The organism is Streptomyces hoynatensis, from assembly GCF_003626535.1.
Lineage (GTDB): Bacteria > Actinomycetota > Actinomycetes > Streptomycetales > Streptomycetaceae > Streptomyces > Streptomyces hoynatensis.
Genome location: NZ_RBAL01000001.1, coordinates 164,726 through 181,867, shown reverse-complemented (window position 1 = coordinate 181,867; position 17,142 = coordinate 164,726). Strand labels below are relative to the sequence as shown.

22 protein-coding genes are annotated in these 17,142 nt (G+C 70.6%); 4 read left to right on the top strand and 18 right to left on the bottom strand.

What is annotated here, in order from left to right:
• Positions 1–251 precede the first annotated feature (251 nt).
• Positions 252–1,157: a hypothetical protein gene (locus D7294_RS00795; protein ID WP_120674324.1), complete on the top strand. Its 906-nt coding sequence runs from the start codon at positions 252–254 to the stop codon at positions 1,155–1,157.
• Positions 1,158–1,163: 6 nt separating this feature from the next.
• Here the strand turns inward: D7294_RS00795 and truA are convergent, their stop codons facing one another.
• Positions 1,164–2,012, bottom strand: a complete 849-nt coding sequence (gene truA, locus D7294_RS00790) for a tRNA pseudouridine(38-40) synthase TruA (protein ID WP_120674322.1) — start codon at positions 2,010–2,012, stop codon at positions 1,164–1,166.
• A 137-nt stretch (positions 2,013–2,149) separates the two neighbouring features.
• Between truA and D7294_RS00785 the strand changes: the two genes are divergently transcribed.
• From D7294_RS00785 to D7294_RS00775, 3 genes are all read left to right on the top strand, one after another.
• Complete coding sequence (locus D7294_RS00785; RefSeq protein WP_120674320.1) at positions 2,150–2,506, top strand: DsrE family protein; 357 nt, start codon at positions 2,150–2,152, stop codon at positions 2,504–2,506.
• Between the two features lie 153 nt (positions 2,507–2,659).
• Entirely contained in the window at positions 2,660–3,829 is a 1,170-nt protein-coding gene (locus D7294_RS00780) for a DUF262 domain-containing protein (protein ID WP_120674318.1), read from the top strand.
• Positions 3,826–4,944: an AAA family ATPase gene (locus tag D7294_RS00775; protein ID WP_120674317.1), complete on the top strand. Its 1,119-nt coding sequence runs from the start codon at positions 3,826–3,828 to the stop codon at positions 4,942–4,944. The genes D7294_RS00780 and D7294_RS00775 overlap by 4 nt, the downstream gene beginning before the upstream one ends.
• 417 nt (positions 4,945–5,361) lie before the next feature.
• Here the strand turns inward: D7294_RS00775 and D7294_RS00770 are convergent, their stop codons facing one another.
• From D7294_RS00770 to rplF, 17 genes are all read right to left on the bottom strand, one after another.
• Positions 5,362–6,213, bottom strand: coding sequence for a helix-turn-helix domain-containing protein (locus D7294_RS00770; protein WP_120674315.1), 852 nt, complete (start codon positions 6,211–6,213; stop codon positions 5,362–5,364).
• A 133-nt stretch (positions 6,214–6,346) separates the two neighbouring features.
• Positions 6,347–7,426 (bottom strand): GDSL-type esterase/lipase family protein, encoded by a 1,080-nt coding sequence (locus D7294_RS00765; RefSeq protein WP_120674313.1) that lies wholly within the window; start codon positions 7,424–7,426, stop codon positions 6,347–6,349.
• A 213-nt stretch (positions 7,427–7,639) separates the two neighbouring features.
• The gene (gene rplQ, locus D7294_RS00760) at positions 7,640–8,176 is read right to left on the bottom strand and encodes a 50S ribosomal protein L17 (protein ID WP_120674311.1); all 537 of its coding nucleotides are present in this window, start codon (positions 8,174–8,176) and stop codon (positions 7,640–7,642) included.
• A 250-nt stretch (positions 8,177–8,426) separates the two neighbouring features.
• Positions 8,427–9,449 (bottom strand): DNA-directed RNA polymerase subunit alpha, encoded by a 1,023-nt coding sequence (locus D7294_RS00755; RefSeq protein WP_120674309.1) that lies wholly within the window; start codon positions 9,447–9,449, stop codon positions 8,427–8,429.
• A 212-nt stretch (positions 9,450–9,661) separates the two neighbouring features.
• Positions 9,662–10,288, bottom strand: coding sequence for a 30S ribosomal protein S4 (gene rpsD / locus D7294_RS00745; protein ID WP_120674305.1), 627 nt, complete (start codon positions 10,286–10,288; stop codon positions 9,662–9,664).
• Positions 10,289–10,315: 27 nt separating this feature from the next.
• Complete coding sequence (gene rpsK / locus D7294_RS00740) at positions 10,316–10,720, bottom strand: 30S ribosomal protein S11 (RefSeq protein ID WP_019433438.1); 405 nt, start codon at positions 10,718–10,720, stop codon at positions 10,316–10,318.
• Between the two features lie 68 nt (positions 10,721–10,788).
• A complete protein-coding gene (rpsM, locus tag D7294_RS00735) occupies positions 10,789–11,169 on the bottom strand; it encodes a 30S ribosomal protein S13 (protein WP_120674303.1) in 381 nt (126 codons plus the stop codon).
• Positions 11,170–11,363: 194 nt separating this feature from the next.
• On the bottom strand, positions 11,364–11,477 hold the full coding sequence (gene rpmJ / locus D7294_RS00730) for a 50S ribosomal protein L36 (protein ID WP_049567412.1): 114 nt from the start codon (positions 11,475–11,477) through the stop codon (positions 11,364–11,366).
• 38 nt (positions 11,478–11,515) lie between these two features.
• Positions 11,516–11,737: a translation initiation factor IF-1 gene (gene infA, locus D7294_RS00725; protein WP_003948620.1), complete on the bottom strand. Its 222-nt coding sequence runs from the start codon at positions 11,735–11,737 to the stop codon at positions 11,516–11,518.
• Between the two features lie 134 nt (positions 11,738–11,871).
• On the bottom strand, positions 11,872–12,708 hold the full coding sequence (map, locus tag D7294_RS00720; protein ID WP_120674301.1) for a type I methionyl aminopeptidase: 837 nt from the start codon (positions 12,706–12,708) through the stop codon (positions 11,872–11,874).
• 3 nt (positions 12,709–12,711) lie between these two features.
• On the bottom strand, positions 12,712–13,377 hold the full coding sequence (locus D7294_RS00715; protein ID WP_120674299.1) for an adenylate kinase: 666 nt from the start codon (positions 13,375–13,377) through the stop codon (positions 12,712–12,714).
• On the bottom strand, positions 13,377–14,702 hold the full coding sequence (gene secY, locus D7294_RS00710) for a preprotein translocase subunit SecY (RefSeq protein ID WP_120674297.1): 1,326 nt from the start codon (positions 14,700–14,702) through the stop codon (positions 13,377–13,379). The genes D7294_RS00715 and secY overlap by 1 nt, the downstream gene beginning before the upstream one ends.
• A 197-nt stretch (positions 14,703–14,899) precedes the next feature.
• Positions 14,900–15,385 carry a 50S ribosomal protein L15 gene (gene rplO, locus D7294_RS00705; RefSeq protein ID WP_120674295.1) on the bottom strand — a complete coding sequence of 162 codons (486 nt, stop codon included), beginning with the start codon at positions 15,383–15,385 and terminating at the stop codon, positions 14,900–14,902.
• Between the two features lies 1 nt (position 15,386).
• Positions 15,387–15,569 (bottom strand): 50S ribosomal protein L30, encoded by a 183-nt coding sequence (gene rpmD, locus D7294_RS00700; protein WP_120674293.1) that lies wholly within the window; start codon positions 15,567–15,569, stop codon positions 15,387–15,389.
• Complete coding sequence (rpsE, locus tag D7294_RS00695) at positions 15,569–16,171, bottom strand: 30S ribosomal protein S5 (RefSeq protein WP_120674291.1); 603 nt, start codon at positions 16,169–16,171, stop codon at positions 15,569–15,571. Before rpsE ends, rpmD begins: the two co-directional genes overlap by 1 nt.
• 39 nt (positions 16,172–16,210) lie before the next feature.
• Positions 16,211–16,594 (bottom strand): 50S ribosomal protein L18, encoded by a 384-nt coding sequence (rplR, locus tag D7294_RS00690; RefSeq protein ID WP_120674289.1) that lies wholly within the window; start codon positions 16,592–16,594, stop codon positions 16,211–16,213.
• Positions 16,595–16,596: 2 nt separating this feature from the next.
• Positions 16,597–17,136, bottom strand: coding sequence for a 50S ribosomal protein L6 (rplF, locus tag D7294_RS00685; protein ID WP_120674287.1), 540 nt, complete (start codon positions 17,134–17,136; stop codon positions 16,597–16,599).
• Positions 17,137–17,142 lie beyond the last annotated feature (6 nt).

Below are 17,142 nucleotides of genomic sequence, written 5' to 3'. Positions count from 1 at the left end.
CCAGGCAGGGTACCGCCCCGGCCGCGACCGGGTCAAAACGGCCGTCTCACGCCGGTCCCCCGCCCCTGCGCGCCCCACCCTCGCACACCCCGCGCCACCGCTCCGCGCCGCCCCGCACGACCGCCCGCACGCCCCGCGCCGCCGCCCGCGCCACCGCCTGCGCCGCCGCCCCCGTCACGGCGCCGTCGCGAGCCCGTCGCGGCCCGGCCACGGGCGGTCCCCGGCACCGCGGCAGCGCATAAAATCCGGCCATGAGCTTTGGGCAGGGTCAGGGGCAGGGCGGCGGATCGGGGTGGGTCCCCGCGGGATCGCAGGGGCAGCCCGACTGGAACGCGCTGGCGGCGGACGCCGAGCGGCAACGCGGCCGCAGGCGCGCGTGGCTGATCACCGGCGGGGTGCTGGCCGCCGTCGCGATAGGCACCGTGGTGGCGTTCGTCATCGCGGGCCAGGGCGGCGACGACGAGGCGGGCGCCTCAGGCGGCTCCTCGACCGCCCTGCCCGACCCCTCGGAGAGCGGCGACCACGCCGGGCCGAGCTTCGCCGAGACGACGCTGCCGCCCCTGCCGGAGCCGCGGGAATTCATCTCGGACGCCGACAAGGACCTCGCCCCCTTCGAACCGGGCACCTTCTTCGCCGGGGACACGATGGAGGTCGAGGGGCGGACGTACACGCTGGCCGCCAGCGACGCGACCGAGGGCTGCGCCGACGCCGTCACCTCCGAACTCGCCGCGGTGCTCACGGAGCACGACTGCGCCACCCTGCTGCGGGCGACCTACACCGCCGACGGGGTCGCCGTGACCGTCGGCGTCGCCCAGTTCCCCGGCGAGGACGAGGCCGCGGCGGCCCGCGAGGACGCCGGCACGGCGGCCGACGCGAACGGCGAGGTCAACCTGCTGCCGCTCACCGGCGGCGGCGCCCCCGACTTCTGCGGGAACGGCGGCTGCCGGATCACCACCAACCAGGTGGGCAGGTACGCCTACTTCACCATCGCGGGCAACAGCGACGGCACCCCGGACAGCGGCGAGAACACCCCCGCCCTGCAGGCCTCCCAGGACGGCAACGACCACGCCTTCTCCCGGATCATCGCCCGCGGCGAGGCCCAGGCCTCCGCCTCGGCCAGCGCGATCGTCGAGGAGCGCAACCGCAACAACGGCTGACCCGGCTCAGCCCGCGGCCTCCGGGAGCGAACGGCGCTGCCGCGCCTCCCGGTTCCGCGCGGCGAGCCGGTCCCGCGGCGGGTACGCCACCTCCTCCAGGGTCAGCCCGTGCGGCCGCACCACGTGCACCGCCGAGTCCCGCACCCGCGCCCCCAGCACCTTCGCCGGCCAGTCCGGCGGCCGGTGCCCGTCGCCCACGAAGAGCAGCGCGCCGACCAGGGAGCGCACCATGTTGTGGCAGAAGGCGTCCGCCTGCACCCGCCCCTCCACGATCCCGTCGGGCCGCCGCTCCCAGCTCAGCGCCTGCAGCGTGCGGATCGTGGTGGCGCCCTCCCTCCGCTTGCAGTACGCCGCGAAGTCGTGCTCGCCCAGCAGCAGCCGCGCGGCCTCGTTCATCGCCGCCACGTCAAGCGGCCAGTTGTGCCACAGCACATGGCCACGCTGGAGCGGGTCGACGCCCCCGGGGTGGTCGCAGACGCGGTAGGCGTAGCGGCGCCAGATCGCGGAGAACCTGGCGTCGAAGTGCGCCGGGGCGCGTTCCGCCCGCCACACCCGCACGTCCTGCGGCAGGCGCCCGGCCAGCCGCCGCACCAGCTGCTCCCCCTGCTCGGCCCACACCCCGGCGGGCAGATCCACGTGCGCCACCTGCCCCCTGGCGTGCACCCCGGCGTCCGTGCGCCCGGCCACGGTCAGCTCGAAGGCGCGCGCCGAGCGCGTGACGATCCGCAGCGCCTCCTCCAGCTCGCCCTGGACCGTCCGCAGCCCCTCCTGCCTGGCCCACCCGGAGAACTCCCGCCCGTCGTACGCCAGGTCGAGACGCACCCGCACGTACCCATCCGCAACCTCACCGCTCACGCCCCGATCCTCTCAGAGCCCCGGGGGCAGGCCCCCTCCCCTCCCGATCGTCTCGCCATACGAAACGTGCGGTCTTGCGATCCGAGACGGGCCTAGGCTGCGTGACCTCCCCTCCAGCGCACCGGAAGGCTGGCCCGATGCCCACGACCGTGTTCCACGTGTTCCACGACGACGATGACTCCCTCACCCTGGGCACGCGCGCGGCCCAGCGCGTCCACGAGGTGGCCGCCGACCACGGCTGCGAGGTCGAGGTCTTCTGCTTCGGCCCGGCCCAGCGGCGCCTCACCGGCCCCGGCGGCTCGGCGGCGGGCGAGGTCTACAACCGGCGCATCGACGCACTGGTCGCGAGCGGCGTCCGCGTCACCGCCTGCGTCAACGCGGCCCGCGCCGAGGGCACCGAGGCCGAACTGACCCGCCGCGGCCTGCGCCTGCGCGTCGCCCGCGACGAGTTCCTCCGCCACACCCTCGAAGCCGCCACGGTCATCACCTTCTGAACCGGCCCCGCACGCCACGCCGGCGCCGGGCGGACCGGCCACGGCCCGGCCTTCCGCTCCCGGGCCGCACCTCCCGTATCGCCGTGGCCGCGCCGCCCGTATCGCCTCATACGCCCACGGAAGGCGAAGGCTGCCCGTCGACAGGATCGCGTCATGACGGCGGCAGACGCGCAGGAAGCACCCGAGGTCGTCGAGGACGTCTTCGACGGCAAGACAACCGGCATCGAGATCGAGCGGGAAGATCCGGCGGCCTCCGCGCCGGAGCCGGTGATTGCCAAACCATGGGACCCGGCCCAGATCAGGGTGTCCACCAGCACATTCTCGCTGCGCAACATCCTGGACATGATCGACGAAGCGTCTTTGGAACTGGCACCTGACTTTCAGCGCGGGAAGGTCTGGAAGCCGGAGCAGAAATCCCGTCTCGTCGAGTCCCTGCTCCTCCAGATCCCGCTGCCGGCCTTCTACTTCGCCGAGGACAGCGAGGGGCGCTTCCGCGTCGTCGACGGCCTGCAACGTCTTTCCACCCTGCACGCCTTCGTGCGCGGCGGCGGAGACAGCTTCCGGCTCAAGGGCCTCGAATACCTGGACCAGGAGAACAGCGGCTTCGGGGACCTGCCGGTCCAGTGGCAGCGCCGGATCTACAACGCCCAGCTCGTGGTGAACGTCATCGACCCGGCGACGCCCACCGAAGTCATGTATGACATCTTCAAACGCATCAACACGGGCGGCACCCCGTTGAACGCACAGGAAATCAGGCACTGCATGAGCAAGAAGCGCAGTCGCGAGATCCTCAAACGCATGACCTCGATGCCGGAGTTCAACACCGCGACCAACAACCTCGGCGGCCACATCCGAATGAACGACCGGGAAATGGCTCTGCGCTTTTCGGCCTTCTGGCTGCAAGGCGTGGATGCCTATCTGGAGAAACCGGCGATCGACAGCTTTTTGGAGCGCGTGACCGGCATGCTCGACCGCCCCGAAGAGGTGCCCGACGAGAAGGTCGAGTCCCTGTACGCGGATTTCCGCACGGCCATGACCAACGCCTTCCTGCTCTTCGGCGAGTACGCCTTCCGCAAGTGGCCCGAGGGCACCGAGGCACGGAACCCGATCAACCGGGCCCTCTTCGAAAGCTGGTCGGTGGCCCTGACCCTCTACGAGGCGGCAGACCTTGAGCGACGCCGGGAAGCCATCGTGCACGCCGCCCGGCGCCGCATGACGGAAGACTTCCGCTACCTGGAGGCGATCACGGCCTCCACCGGAGACGCACGCAGGGTCCGCTACCGGTTCGAGGCCGCCGCCGAGGACGCCCGGGCGGGTCTGTGATCACCTCCCTGGGCATCCGCCACTTCAAGTGCTTCGCGCACGCCGACTTCGCACTGCGCCCACTCACCGTCCTCACGGGGCTCAACGGCGCGGGGAAGAGCACGGTGCTCCAGGCCGTGCTGCTCGCCCGCCAGGCCGCCGCCTCGCCCGGCGCCCGCACGATCGAACTCAACGGCCCCTACGGTTTGGCGCTCGGAGAGGCTCAGGAACTCCTGCATCCGAATGCCGAGCGCCCCGAACTCGCCGTACGGCTCACCGCAGGCGGGGGAGAAGAGGCAGGGGGAAGCTGGGAGTACCGCTTCGGTGTTCCGGACGCGCGGGCCCTGCACCTCTCGATCGCCTCGGCACCCGCGGAGCCTCCGCCCGGGCTCGACCGGCCGGGTTCCGGCTTCACCTATCTCTGCGCGGAACGACTCGGGCCCCGCGACCTGCTCTCCGTCTCGGCGATTCCACCCGACGACCTCGGCGTGGGCGTGCAGGGCGAGCACACCGCCCAGGTCCTCGCGCTGCGGCAGGAACGCCTGACCACCCGGCGGCTGGCGGTACGCGAGCCGCTCCTGTACCCGGAGGCCGAGGTGCCGCTCCTGCGGTCGCAGGCCGAGGCGTGGGCGTCGCACATCATCCGCCCGCTCCGCATCACCGCCCAGTGGGCGCCCGGCATCGCCGCCAGCACCATCCGCTTCCAGGACCCGGGGCCGTACGGGGAGGTGATCCGCCCGGCCAACACCGGTTTCGGCGTCTCCTATGCGCTGCCCGTCATCGTCGCGGGACTGATGACCGAACCCGGTGACGTCCTGATCGTGGAAAACCCGGAGGCGCACCTGCACCCCGCCGGACAGTCCAGGATGGGCCGCTTCCTCGCCAGGGTGGCGGGCAGCGGCGTACAGGTGATCGTCGAGACACACAGCGACCACGTGCTGAACGGCGCCCGCCTGGCCGTTGCCGAGGAGGAGACCCTGCGGGCGAACGACGCCCTCGTTCACTACTTCGGCCAGGGAGATCCGCTGTCCATCGAACTCAACGAGCGAGGGGAACTGCGGCACTGGCCCGAGGGATTCTTCGACCAGATCGAGGCCGACCTGGGGAGGCTGGCGCGTGCCCGACGCCGACGCTGAGCGCTTCCGGGTGCTCGTCGACGACACGAGCTTCGACTTCAGGGGCACGGCCCCGGAACGATTGACCGCGTCATTCGACGAGTTCAACGATGCCCTGGCGGCCATCCTCACCGAGCGAGCCGTGGCAAAGGCTGAGTGGTGGGACCAGCAGGAGTGCCTCGACGGCTGCGCGCTCTGGGACTTTCTGTACACCTCCACGATCGCATTCACTTCTCGCTGCCCGAGCAGCGCCTGGGCGGTCGGGTACTGGTGGGCATCTTCGTCGACCATCTGGACACCTGACGGCTGCTGTGCCGTGGCCACGGCCCGGCCGCCGTCCGGCCCCGGGGCCGCGGGCGGGTCAACCGTCCGACGGCGAACGCCGCTTCCCCGCGCACCGTGCCGCCACCGCGCCCCGCCGCCACCGCGCCCCGTCCGTTACGGCGCCCCGTGGCGCTGGGGTGCCCCGGGGCGCCGCGTTGCGCTGAGGGTGCCCAGGAGGGCGAGGGCGCGGGCGCTGTCGGTGCCGGGCTCGGCCTGGTAGACGACCAGCTCCTGGCCCGGGGAGGACCGCACGTCGAAGGTCTGCATGGTCAGGGTGAGCGGGCCCACCTCGGGGTGGCGGAACCGCTTGCGCTCCAGGGCCTTGCCCCGGGCGTCGTGCCGCGCCCACAGCTCGGCGAACTCCGGGCTTTCCGCGAGCAGCCGGGCGAGGACCCGCCGCAGGCGGGGGGCGCCCGGGGCCTCGCCGTGGTGGAGGCGGAAGCCGGCCACCGAGTTCCGCGCGACCTCGGGCCAGTCCCGGTAGAAGGTGCGGGCGCCCGGGTCGCAGAAGACGACCTCCATCAGGTTCCGCGACCGCGGCCAGCCGCCGAAGAGGGCGTCCCCGAGGGCGTTGGCGGCGAGCACGTCGTAGGCCCGGTTGTAGACGAGCGCCGGATTGTCCGGCCAGGCGTCCAGCAGTTGCCGCAGGCCGGGGTCGACCCGATCGCTCGCCGGGGCGGCCCAGGGGCGCGGGGCGACCCCCGCCATCCGGAACAGGTGCCGGTGCCCGTCCTCGTCCAGCCGCAGCGCCGCGGCCAGCGCGTCCAGCACCTGGGCCGAGGGGGCCCGTTCGCGGCCCTGCTCCAGGCGCGCGTAGTAGTCCACGCTCACCCCGGCCAGCAGGGCAACCTCCTCGCGGCGCAGCCCCGGCACCCGCCGGTGACCGCCCGCGGGAAGCCCGGCCTCGCCCGGGGTGACGCACGCCCGTCTGCTGCTCAGGTACTCCCCGAGCGGTGAAGTGGCCATACCACCGAGGGTAGGCGCCCTGGCGCGCCCGTTCCCGGGTGCAGCACTCCCTGGAACGCCGCCCCCGGCCCGATGCCCACCCTGGAGGACGGGAGGGCGGGCATCGGGTGTCCCGGGGTGGGGAGGCGCGGGCTCAGGCCGCGGCGCAGCTCGCCGTCAGGCCGGCGGGGGTGCCCGCCGGGGACGCGGCGATGTAGCCGAAGGCGGCGGTCGCGCCGGGGGCGAGGCCGCCGTTCCAGGCCGCGTTGGTGACGGTGCCCGCCGTCGCGTCGTAGGTGCCGTTCCACACCTGGCTCACCGTCACCCCGCTCGGCAGCACGAAGGTGACCCGCCAGCCGGAGAGGGCCGAGGAGCCGCTGTTGGTCACCGTCACCTCGCCCTGCCAGCCGCCGTTCCAGGAGCCGATGGTGCGGGTGGTCGCGGTGCAGGCCGCGCCGGTGCCCGGGTCGCCGGGGTCATCGGGGTCGCCGGGGTCCGTGGGGAGGCCGTCGAGGACCGGGGTGAGGGCGTCGTACCAGCGCGCCGCCATCTTCACGTTGCCCGCGTCGTTGGGGTGGACGCCGTCGTAGGTGTCCGTCGCCGTGTCGAAGCCGGTCCACTGGTCCACCACGCGCACCGGGGAGGCGGCGGTGCTCAGCGCGTCCGCCCAGGCCGGGATGCGGGCGTTGAAGTTGACCGCGCGCTGGGCGCATTCGGCGCAGGTGCTCGGGTTCATCGGGATGATCTGGGCCACCAGCACCGTCATGTCCGGGTTGTTCGCCCGCATCTGGTTCACCAGCGTGGTGAACGCGGCCAGGATCGTGTCCGGCGCGATGTTGCTCCACACGTCGTTGGTGCCCAGGTGCATCAGGACGACGTCGGGCGAGGTCGCGGACAGCCAGCCGGGGAGCAGGTTCTGGTTGGCGATGTTCGTGGCCAGGTAGCCGCCGTGGCCCTCGTTGTCGCCGTCGTAGTCGACGCCGCAACCCTGCGCGGGGAGGGTGCCGACGAAGTCGATGTCCGCGTAGCCGGTGTCCTGGAGCTGGTTCCACAGCAGCGCGCGCCAGCAGCCGGGCGAGCCGGTGATGGAGTCGCCGAGCGGCATGATGCGTACGGGGTCGGCGGCAGCGGCGGCGGGGGTGGCGGCAGCGGCGGTCAGGGGCTGGCCGAGCAGGAGGGCGGCGACCGCGGCCAGAGCCGCGAGGACCGCGCCGGGCAGGCGAGTGAGGCGCATGTGCGTGTGGCTCCTTTGTGAACTGTTCGGAACAGATCGTTTGGGAGCGCTCCCAGACACATGAATGCACCGAGTCGGACAGCCGTCAAGATTTCTCACCGCAATGGCGAAACGGCCGCGGCCCGCCTCCCCCGCGAAGGGGAGACGGGCCGCGGCCGCTGGGGGCTTCCTGGCGGGCAGCCACGGAGAAGAAGCAGAGCGGAACGGAACGCCTCAGGCGTCCTTCTCGCCGTTCTCCTCGCCGGCCTTCCCGCCGGTCTCCTCGGCCGACTCGGTGGCCTCCTCGTTGACCTCGGCCGCCTCGACCGCGGCGTCGGCCTTGGCCTGGTCGGCCTCCTTCACCGCCCGCCTGGTGGCGGCCTCGGCCTCGCCGACCGCCGCCTGCTGCACCGTGAGGGCCTCGACGAGCTCGATCACGGCCATCGGGGCGTTGTCGCCGCGGCGCGGCCCGATCTTGGTGATGCGGGTGTAGCCGCCGGGCCGGTTGGCGAACTTGGGGCCGATCTCCGTGAACAGGGTGTGGACGACGCTCTTGTCGCGGATCGTCTGCATCACCTGGCGGCGGTTGTGCAGGTCGCCCTTCTTCGCCTTGGTGATCAGGCGCTCGGCCACCGGGCGCAGCCGCCTGGCCTTGGCCACGGTGGTGGTGATGCGCCCGTGCTCGAACAGCGCGGTGGCCAGGTTGGCCAGCAGAATCCGCTCGTGGGCGGGGCTGCCGCCCAGCCTGCGGCCCTTGGTGGGCGTAGGCATCTCTCTCTCCTGTCGGTATCCGCACCGGCCGTGTCAGGTACCGGTGTCAGCTGGTCCCCCGGGGGGCCTCCCCCGCGGGGCTGCCCCGCGGCGCCGCGCGGGCGCCCGAGGCGGGAAACGGCGCCGGCCGTACCAGGCACCGGCGCCGTGGGGCCGGCCCCTCCGGCCGGGCGGCCTCGCGGCCGGGCCCGCCGGTGGGCGTGCGCCCCACGCGCCGGGGCGGCCCCCACGGGAGCCGCCCCGGAAACGATCAGTACTGCTCGGTCTCGACGAAACCGGTGTCGCCCTCGTCCTCCGCGCCGAACGCGTCGGCCGCGGTGGTCGGGTCGAATCCGGGCGGGCTGTCCTTGAGGGCCAGGCCCATGCCGGCCAGCTTCGCCTTGACCTCGTCGATGGACTTGGCGCCGAAGTTCCTGATGTCCAGGAGGTCGGCCTCGGAACGGGCCACCAGCTCGCCCACCGAGTGGATGCCCTCGCGCTTGAGGCAGTTGTAGGAGCGGACGGTCAGCTCCAGCTCCTCGATCGGCAGGGCCAGGTCGGCGGCGAGCGCCGCGTCCGTCGGCGAGGGGCCCATGTCGATGCCCTCGGCGTCGACGTTCAGCTCACGCGCCAGGCCGAACAGCTCGACCAGGGTCTTGCCCGCGGAGGCCATCGCGTCCCTGGGCCGCATGGCCTCCTTGGTCTCGACGTCGACGATCAGCTTGTCGAAGTCGGTGCGCTGCTCGACGCGGGTGGCCTCCACCTTGTAGGTGACCTTCAGCACCGGGCTGTAGATCGAGTCGACCGGAATCCGGCCGATCTCCTGGCCGACCTGCTTGTTCTGCACGGCGGAGACGTACCCGCGGCCACGCTCGACCGTCAGCTCCATCTCCAGCTTGCCCTTGTTGTTCAGGGTCGCGAGCAGCAGGTCGGGGTTGTGCACCTCGACGCCCGCCGGCGGCGCGATGTCCGCGGCGGTCACCACCCCTGGGCCCTGCTTGCGCAGGTACATCACCACGGGCTCGTCGTGCTCCGAGGAGACGACGAGCTGCTTGATGTTGAGGATGAGGTCGGTGACGTCCTCCTTGACGCCGGGCACCGTCGAGAACTCGTGCAGCACGCCGTCGATGCGGATGCTGGTCACGGCGGCGCCGGGAATCGAGGAGAGCAGCGTGCGCCGCAGGGAGTTGCCGAGGGTGTAGCCGAAGCCCGGCTCCAGCGGCTCGATCACGAACCGGGAGCGGAACTCGTCGACGACCTCTTCGGTGAGGGAGGGGCGCTGAGCGATCAGCATGGGATGGATTCTCCAGTCTTCGGCACCCGCTATTTGATGCCGAGCCAGACGATGTTCTTCAGGGTTCTTCGGGGTTCTTCCGGGTTCTTCAGGGTTCTTCAGATCAAGGGTACGGGTGGGGCCGCGAAAACCCGCGAGAAGCGACTTCCGCGGCCCCACCCGGACGAGATCGGCTCGGAGGGCCGCCGGGACGCGCCCGGGCCCGCCCTCCCCTACTTCGAGTAGAGCTCGACGATCAGCTGCTCCTGCACCTGGGTGTCGATCACCTGGCGCTCGGGCAGCGAGTGGACGAGAACCCGCAGCCGCGACGGAATGGCCTCGAGCCAGGCCGGCACGGTCTTGTCGCCCGCCTCGGCCTTGGCCACCTCGAAGGGGGTCAGGTTCCGGGAGGACTCGCGGACCTCGACGATGTCGTTCGGCGCCACCCGCGCCGAGGGGATGTCGGTCTTCCGGCCGTTGACCAGGATGTGGCCGTGCCGGACGAGCTGCCTGGCGTGGTCGCGGGACTTGGCGAAGCCGGCCCGGTAGATCACGTTGTCGAGGCGGGACTCCAGGATGCGGAGCAGGTTCTCACCCGTCTTGCCCTGCTGGCGGTTCGCCTCGTTGTAGTACCCGCGGAACTGCTTCTCCAGCACGCCGTAGATGCGCGCGCACTTCTGCTTCTCGCGCTTCTGCAGCAGGTACTCGCTGTCCTTGGTGCGCCCGCGCCCGTGCTCACCCGGGGGGTAAGGACGGATCTCGATCGGGCACTTAGCGCTCTCGCACTTGGCTCCCTTGAGGAAGAGCTTCTGCTTCTCCCGACGGCAACGCTTGCAGTCGGCCCCGGTGTAACGCGCCATTGTCTCTTTGTCTCCTACTTCACCTGGTCAGACGCGGCGGCGCTTGGGCGGGCGGCAGCCGTTGTGCGGGGTCGGGGTCACGTCCTGGATCGAGCCCACCTCCAGGCCGGTGGCCTGGAGCGAGCGGATCGCGGTCTCCCGGCCGGAGCCGGGGCCCTTGACGAACACGTCGACCTTGCGCATCCCGTGCTCCTGCGCGCGGCGAGCGGCGTTCTCCGCGGCCATCTGCGCGGCGAACGGGGTGGACTTCCGCGAGCCCTTGAAGCCGACGTGGCCGGCCGAGGCCCAGGAGATCACATTCCCGCTCGGGTCGGTGATCGAGACGATGGTGTTGTTGAACGTGCTCTTGATGTGGGCGTGCCCGTGGGCGACGTTCTTCTTTTCCTTGCGGCGCACCTTCTTGGCGCCTGCGGTACGGCCCTTTGGAGGCATCTGGGTGTACTCCCGTGGAGGTGGTCGGTCCTGCTACCGGACCGCGGATTGTGCGCAGTCGGAGCGGACTACTTCTTGCCCGGCTTCTTCTTGCCGGCGATGGCGCGGCGCGGGCCCTTGCGGGTGCGCGCGTTGGTCTTGGTGCGCTGACCGTGGACCGGCAGGCCGCGGCGGTGGCGCAGACCCTCGTAGCAGCCGATCTCGACCTTGCGGCGGATGTCGGCCTGGATCTCGCGACGGAGGTCACCCTCGGTCTTGAGGTTGGCGTCCACGTACTCGCGGATCTTGACGAGGTCCTCCTCGGCGAGATCGCGGACGCGGGTGTCCGGGTTGACCCCGGTGTGGGCGAGGGTCTCCTTGGCACGGGTGCGCCCGATGCCGAAGACGTAGGTGAGGGCGACCTCCACCCGCTTGTCGCGCGGGAGGTCGACGCCTGCGAGGCGTGCCATGAATGTGGCTCCTGAGGGGCTCTTCGGAGGTCTTCCGCAGCACCGTTCCCGTAAGTGTGTCTACGAGCCGGGTCCCCGGCCTCCGAACCGGGGGTGTCGTCCCCGCATGCCGCGAGCGCGCGGCGCGAGGGGTCGGGTGTCTGCGTATCTTCTTGTCGTCTCGCGTCGCGGAAGCGGCTGCGAAGTGCGGTCGGTCAGCCCTGACGCTGCTTGTGGCGCAGGTTCTCGCAGATGACCATGACCCGGCCGTGGCGGCGGATCACCTTGCACTTGTCGCAGATCTTCTTGACGCTCGGCCTGACCTTCATGCTGTGAGGTACTCCGGGTCTTTGATCTACTGGCAGATCTACTTGTAGCGGTAGACGATCCGCCCGCGCGTCAGGTCGTAGGGACTGAGCTCCACCACGACCCTGTCGTCGGGAAGAATACGGATGTAGTGCATCCGCATCTTGCCGCTGATGTGCGCGAGGACCTGGTGTCCGTTCTGAAGCTCCACCTTGAACATGGCGTTCGGCAGAGATTCGACGACCGTGCCCTCGATTTCGATGGCCCCTTGTTTTTTGGCCATGCTTGAGCGCTTCACCTTCCGGGATCGGCTACCTGGACAGCCCTGAACACACGGAGGCACCAGGACCGACTGTTCAGTCTACGGCACCCTACCCAAAAAGACGAATCCATGATCCTTCCCAGGGGAAGTGATCGTTAAGCCAGCGGATCGGGTGCCGCCGTCACGCCGAGCGCGGCCAGCTTCTCGCGGCCGCCGTCGGGTGCCGTCAGGACCAGCGGCCCCTGCTCGGTCAGCGCCACCGAGTGCTCCCAGTGCGCGGCCCAGCTTCCGTCGTTCGTCTTCACGGTCCACTCGTCGGGCAGCACGTGCGTGTCCGGGGTGCCGAGCGAGATCATCGGCTCGATGGCCAGGCACAGCCCGGGAATCAGCCGCGGGCCGCGGCCCCGCCTGCGGTCCACGTAGTTCAGCAGGTGCGGGTCCATGTGCATCTCGCTGCCGATCCCGTGCCCGCCGTACTGCTCGACGATGCCGTACCTGCCGGACTCGGGCAGCGGCTGCCGCCTGATGTAGGTCTCGATCGCCCGGGAGACGTCCACCAGCCGGTTGCCCTTCCGCATGGCCGCGATGCCCGCCCACAGGGACTCCTCGGTCACCCGGTTGAGCTCCACGAGCCGGGGGGCGTGGCCCTCGCCCACGAAGACGGTGAGCGCCGCGTCCGCATGCCAGCCGTCGACGATCGCGCCGGCGTCGATCGACAGCAGGTCGCCCGACTTCAGGACCGTCTTGCGGTCCGGGATGCCGTGCACGACCACGTCGTTCACGGAGGTGCAGATGGTGGCCGGGAAGCCGCCGTAGCCCAGGAAGTTCGGCTTGGCCCCGTGCTCGGCCAGGACCTGCGCGGCGATGTCGTCCAGGTCCTTGGTCGTGGCGCCGGGCACCGCGGCCTCGGCCGTCCTGCGGTGTATCTCGGCCACCACGAGCCCGGCCGCGCGCATCTTCGCGATCTGCCCGGGGGTCTTGATCTCCACCATCGGCTACTCCCCCGCCACGCGCCGCTCTGGCAGGGCGGCCAGCGCCCGCCGGGTCACCTCGGGGACCGGCGCGAGCGCCGGGATCGTCACCACGAGGCCCTGCTCGCGGTAGTAGCCGATGATCGGCTCCGTCTCCTCGTGGTAGACCGCGAGCCGCTTGCGCACGGTCTCCTCGCGGTCGTCGTCCCGCTGGTACAGCTCGCCGCCGCAGACGTCGCAGCGGCCGGCCTCGCTCGGCTGCTTGTACTCCACGTGGAAGACGTGGCTGCTGTCGTTGCGGCAGGTGCGGCGGCCGGCGATCCGCTTGACGACCTCGTCCTCGGGGACCTCCAGGTCCAGGACCGCGTCGATCTTGTGCCCCGACTCGTGCAGCAGCTCGTCCAGCGCCTTCGCCTGAGCGATGTTGCGCGGGAAGCCGTCGAGCAGGAATCCGTCCTCGGCGTCCGCCTGGGCCATCCGGTCCGCGGCCATGGCGACGGTCACCTCGTCCGGGACCAGGCCGCCGGAGCGAATGATCTCCTCGACCTGACGCCCCAGCTCGGTGCCCTTGCTGATGTTGGCCCGAAAGAGGTCTCCGGTCGAGATGTGCGGGATGGACAGGTGCTGCGCCAGGAGCACGGCCTGCGTGCCCTTGCCCGCACCCGGCGGCCCGACGAGGACGATGCGCATCAGCGGAGGAACCCTTCGTAATTACGCTGGTGGAGCTGGCTCTCGATCTGCCGAACCGTCTCCAGGCCGACACCCACGATGATCAGGATCGAAGTTCCGCCGAACGGGAAGTTCTGCTGCGCGTTGAAGATCACCAGAGCCACCGTGGGTACCAGGGCGATCAGGCCCAGATAGAGCGACCCGGGCCAGGTGATGCGGTTCAGCACGTAGCTCAGGTATTCGACCGTCGGCCGGCCGGCCCGGATGCCCGGGATGAATCCACCATACTTCTTCATGTTTTCCGCCACGTCTTCGGGGTTGAACGTGATCGCGACGTAGAAGAAGGCGAAGAAGACGATGAGCAGGAAGTACGTGACGATGTAGATCGGGTGGTCACCCTTGGTGAGGTACCGCTGAATCCAGTCCGCCCAGCCGCCCGCGTCCGAGCCGGCGAACTGCACCAGCAGCTGCGGGATGTACAGCAGGGACGAGGCGAAGATGACCGGAATCACACCCGCCTGGTTGACCTTCAGCGGGATGTACGTCGAGGTGCCGCCGTAGGACCTGCGGCCGATCATCCGCTTCGCGTACTGCACCGGGATGCGGCGCTGGGCCAGCTCGACGAAGACCACGAGGCCGACCATCGCCATGCCGCACAGGACCACGACGCCGAACTCGATCCAGCCGCCGGCCAGGTCGCCCTGCTGCTTGATCTCCCACATCGCCGAGGGGAACCTGGCGGCGATCGAGGCGAACATCAGCATGGACATGCCGTTGCCGATGCCCCGGTCGGTGATCAGCTCGCCCATCCACATGACGACCGCGGTGGCCGAGGTCAGGGCGACCACCATGACCAGCGTGGTGAAGATGCCGTCGTCCGGGATGATGTCGTTGCGCACCGAGCACTGCGGGAACAGGGTGCCACTGCGGGCGGTCGCCACCAGGCCGGTGGCCTGGAGCACGGCGAGCGCCATCGTCAGGTAGCGGGTGTACTGGGTGATCTTGGCCTGGCCGGCCTGGCCCTCCTTCTTCAGGGCCTCCAGCCGGGGGATGACCACGACCAGCAGCTGAAGGATGATGCTCGCCGTGATGTACGGCATGATCCCCAGCGCGAAGACGGTCAGCTGCAGCAGCGCGCCGCCGCTGAACATGTTGACCAGACCGAACAGGCCGGAGCCCGCCCCGGAGGCGTCGGCCTCCTCCACACACTGATCGACGTTCTGGAAGCTCACGCCCGGCACCGGCACATGCTGTCCAAGCCGGAACACCACGACGATGCCAAGGGTGAAGAGCAGCTTCTTACGCAGGTCGGGCGTCTGGAACGCCCGGGCGAACGCGGTGAGCACGGCTCCTCCTGCGCCCTCCGCGTCGCGCGCGGGAGGGTTCGGTCTTGAAGTCCAACGGATATGAGGGTCTCAGGCGACTCTGGATACGCAACGCAGGCCACCTTACCGGCGGATTCGCCGGGCCGGAATGACTGACCGGGGATGCCCCTTGCTCAGGCATCCCCGGTCACTCACAAAACAGGTCGACTCTGCGGTACTCAGGAACGCTCGGTCACGGTGCCACCGGCCGCCGTGATCTTCTCCCGGGCCGAGGCGGAGACGGCATCGACCGTCACCGTCAGGGCCACGGAGATCTCGCCGTCGCCGAGGACCTTCACCAGCTCGTTCTTCCTCACCGCGCCCTTGTCCACCAGGTCGGCCACGGTCACCTCGCCACCCTCCGGATAGAGGACGGCGAGCCGCTCCAGGTTGACGACCTGGTAGTTCTTGTGGGCGGGGTTCTTGAAGCCCTTGAGCTTGGGCAGCCGCCGGATCAGGGGCAGCTGACCGCCCTCGAAGTCCGCCTTGACCTGGTACCTGGCCTTGGTGCCCTTGGTGCCGCGGCCCGCGGTCTTGCCCTTGGACGCCTCACCACGACCCACGCGGATCCTGGACTTCTTGGCGCCGGGAGCCGGGCGCAGGTCGTGCAGCTTCAGCGGCCCGCCCGCCTGCCCGGCGTCGCCGCCCTTCGCGAGCTCCGCCATGTCAGTCCACCTCCTCGACGGTCACCAGGTGCCGCACGGTGTTGGCCATGCCGCGGAACTCCGGGCGGTCCTCCTTGACGACCACGTCGTTGATCCGCCGCAGCCCGAGCGAGCGCAGCGTGTCCCGGTGGTTCTGCTTGCTCCCGATCTGGGACCTGACCTGGGTGATCTTCAGCCGCGCCATCACGCACCCACCCCGGCCCTGGCCCGCAGCAGGGCCGCGGGCGCCACGTCCTCCAGCGGGAGGCCACGGCGGGCCGCGATCTCCTCGGGGCGCTGCAGGCCCTTCAGCGCGGACACCGTGGCGTGCACGATGTTGATCGGGTTGGAGGAGCCGAGCGACTTGCTGAGCACGTCGTGGATGCCCGCGCACTCGAGCACCGCACGCACCGGGCCGCCGGCGATCACGCCGGTACCGGGGGAGGCCGGCTTCAGCAGGACCACGCCCGCCGCCTCCTCGCCCTGGATCGGGTGCGGGATGGTGCCCTGGATGCGGGGGACCTTGAAGAAGTGCTTCTTGGCCTCCTCGACGCCCTTGGCGATGGCCGCGGGCACCTCCTTGGCCTTGCCGTACCCGACTCCCACGGTGCCGTCGCCGTCGCCCACCACGACCAGCGCGGTGAAGCTGAAGCGGCGACCACCCTTCACAACCTTGGCGACGCGATTGATCGCGACGACGCGTTCGACGTACGCGGTCTTCTCGGCGGCAGCGCCGCCGTCCCGGCCCTTACGGTCCCGCCGCTCGCCGCCACCGGCGCCGCCACCGCGGCGCTGGGGTCCAGCCATTGGATTACCTTTCTCGTTGCTCTCTACGACGGGACCGGCTCAGAACTTGAGCCCCGCCTCACGGGCTGCGTCCGCGAGCGCGGCCACGCGCCCGGCGTACTTGTTGCCGCCGCGGTCGAACACGACGGCCTCGACGCCGGCCGCCTTGGCCCGCTCCGCGACCAGCGCGCCCACCTGCTTGGCCTTCGCGCTCTTGTCGCCCTCGCCCCCGCGGATGGAGGCGTCGAGCGAGGAGGCGGAGGCCAGCGTGTGCCCGGCGACGTCGTCGACGACCTGCGCCACCATGTGGCGGTTCGAACGCGTCACCACCAGGCGCGGGCGCTCCGGCGTGCCCGAGACCTTCTTGCGAATGCGAATGTGCCGCCGCTTGGTGGCCGCGCGCTTGCGCGCGTCACCCTTGGCGATCTTGACGCCGTATGCCATGGCTACTTACCAGCCTTTCCGACCTTGCGGCGGATGACTTCGCCCTCGTACTTCACGCCCTTGGCCTTGTACGGGTCGGGCTTGCGCAGCTTCCGGATCTTCGCCGCGACCTCGCCGACCTTCTGCTTGTCGATGCCCTCCACGCTGAAGCGGGTCGGGGTCTCGACCTTGAAGGTGATGCCCTCCGGGGGCTCGACGGTGATCGGGTGGCTGTAGCCGAGCGCGAACTCCAGGTTGGAGCCCTTGGCCTGCACGCGGTAGCCGACGCCGCTGATCTCCAGCTTCTTCACGTAGCCCTGGGTCACGCCGGTGATCAGGTTGCTGATCAGCGTGCGGGACAGGCCGTGCAGGGCACGGTTGCGGTTCTCGTCGTTGGGGCGGGTCACCGTGATGGTGCCGTCCTCGCCCCGCGACACCTCGATGGGCGCGGCGACGGTGTGCGAGAGGGAACCCTTGGGCCCCTTCACCGCGACCGTGCGGCCCTCGATGGTCACGTCCACCCCAGCGGGAACCTGGATGGGCTGCTTGCCGATACGCGACATGGCGCT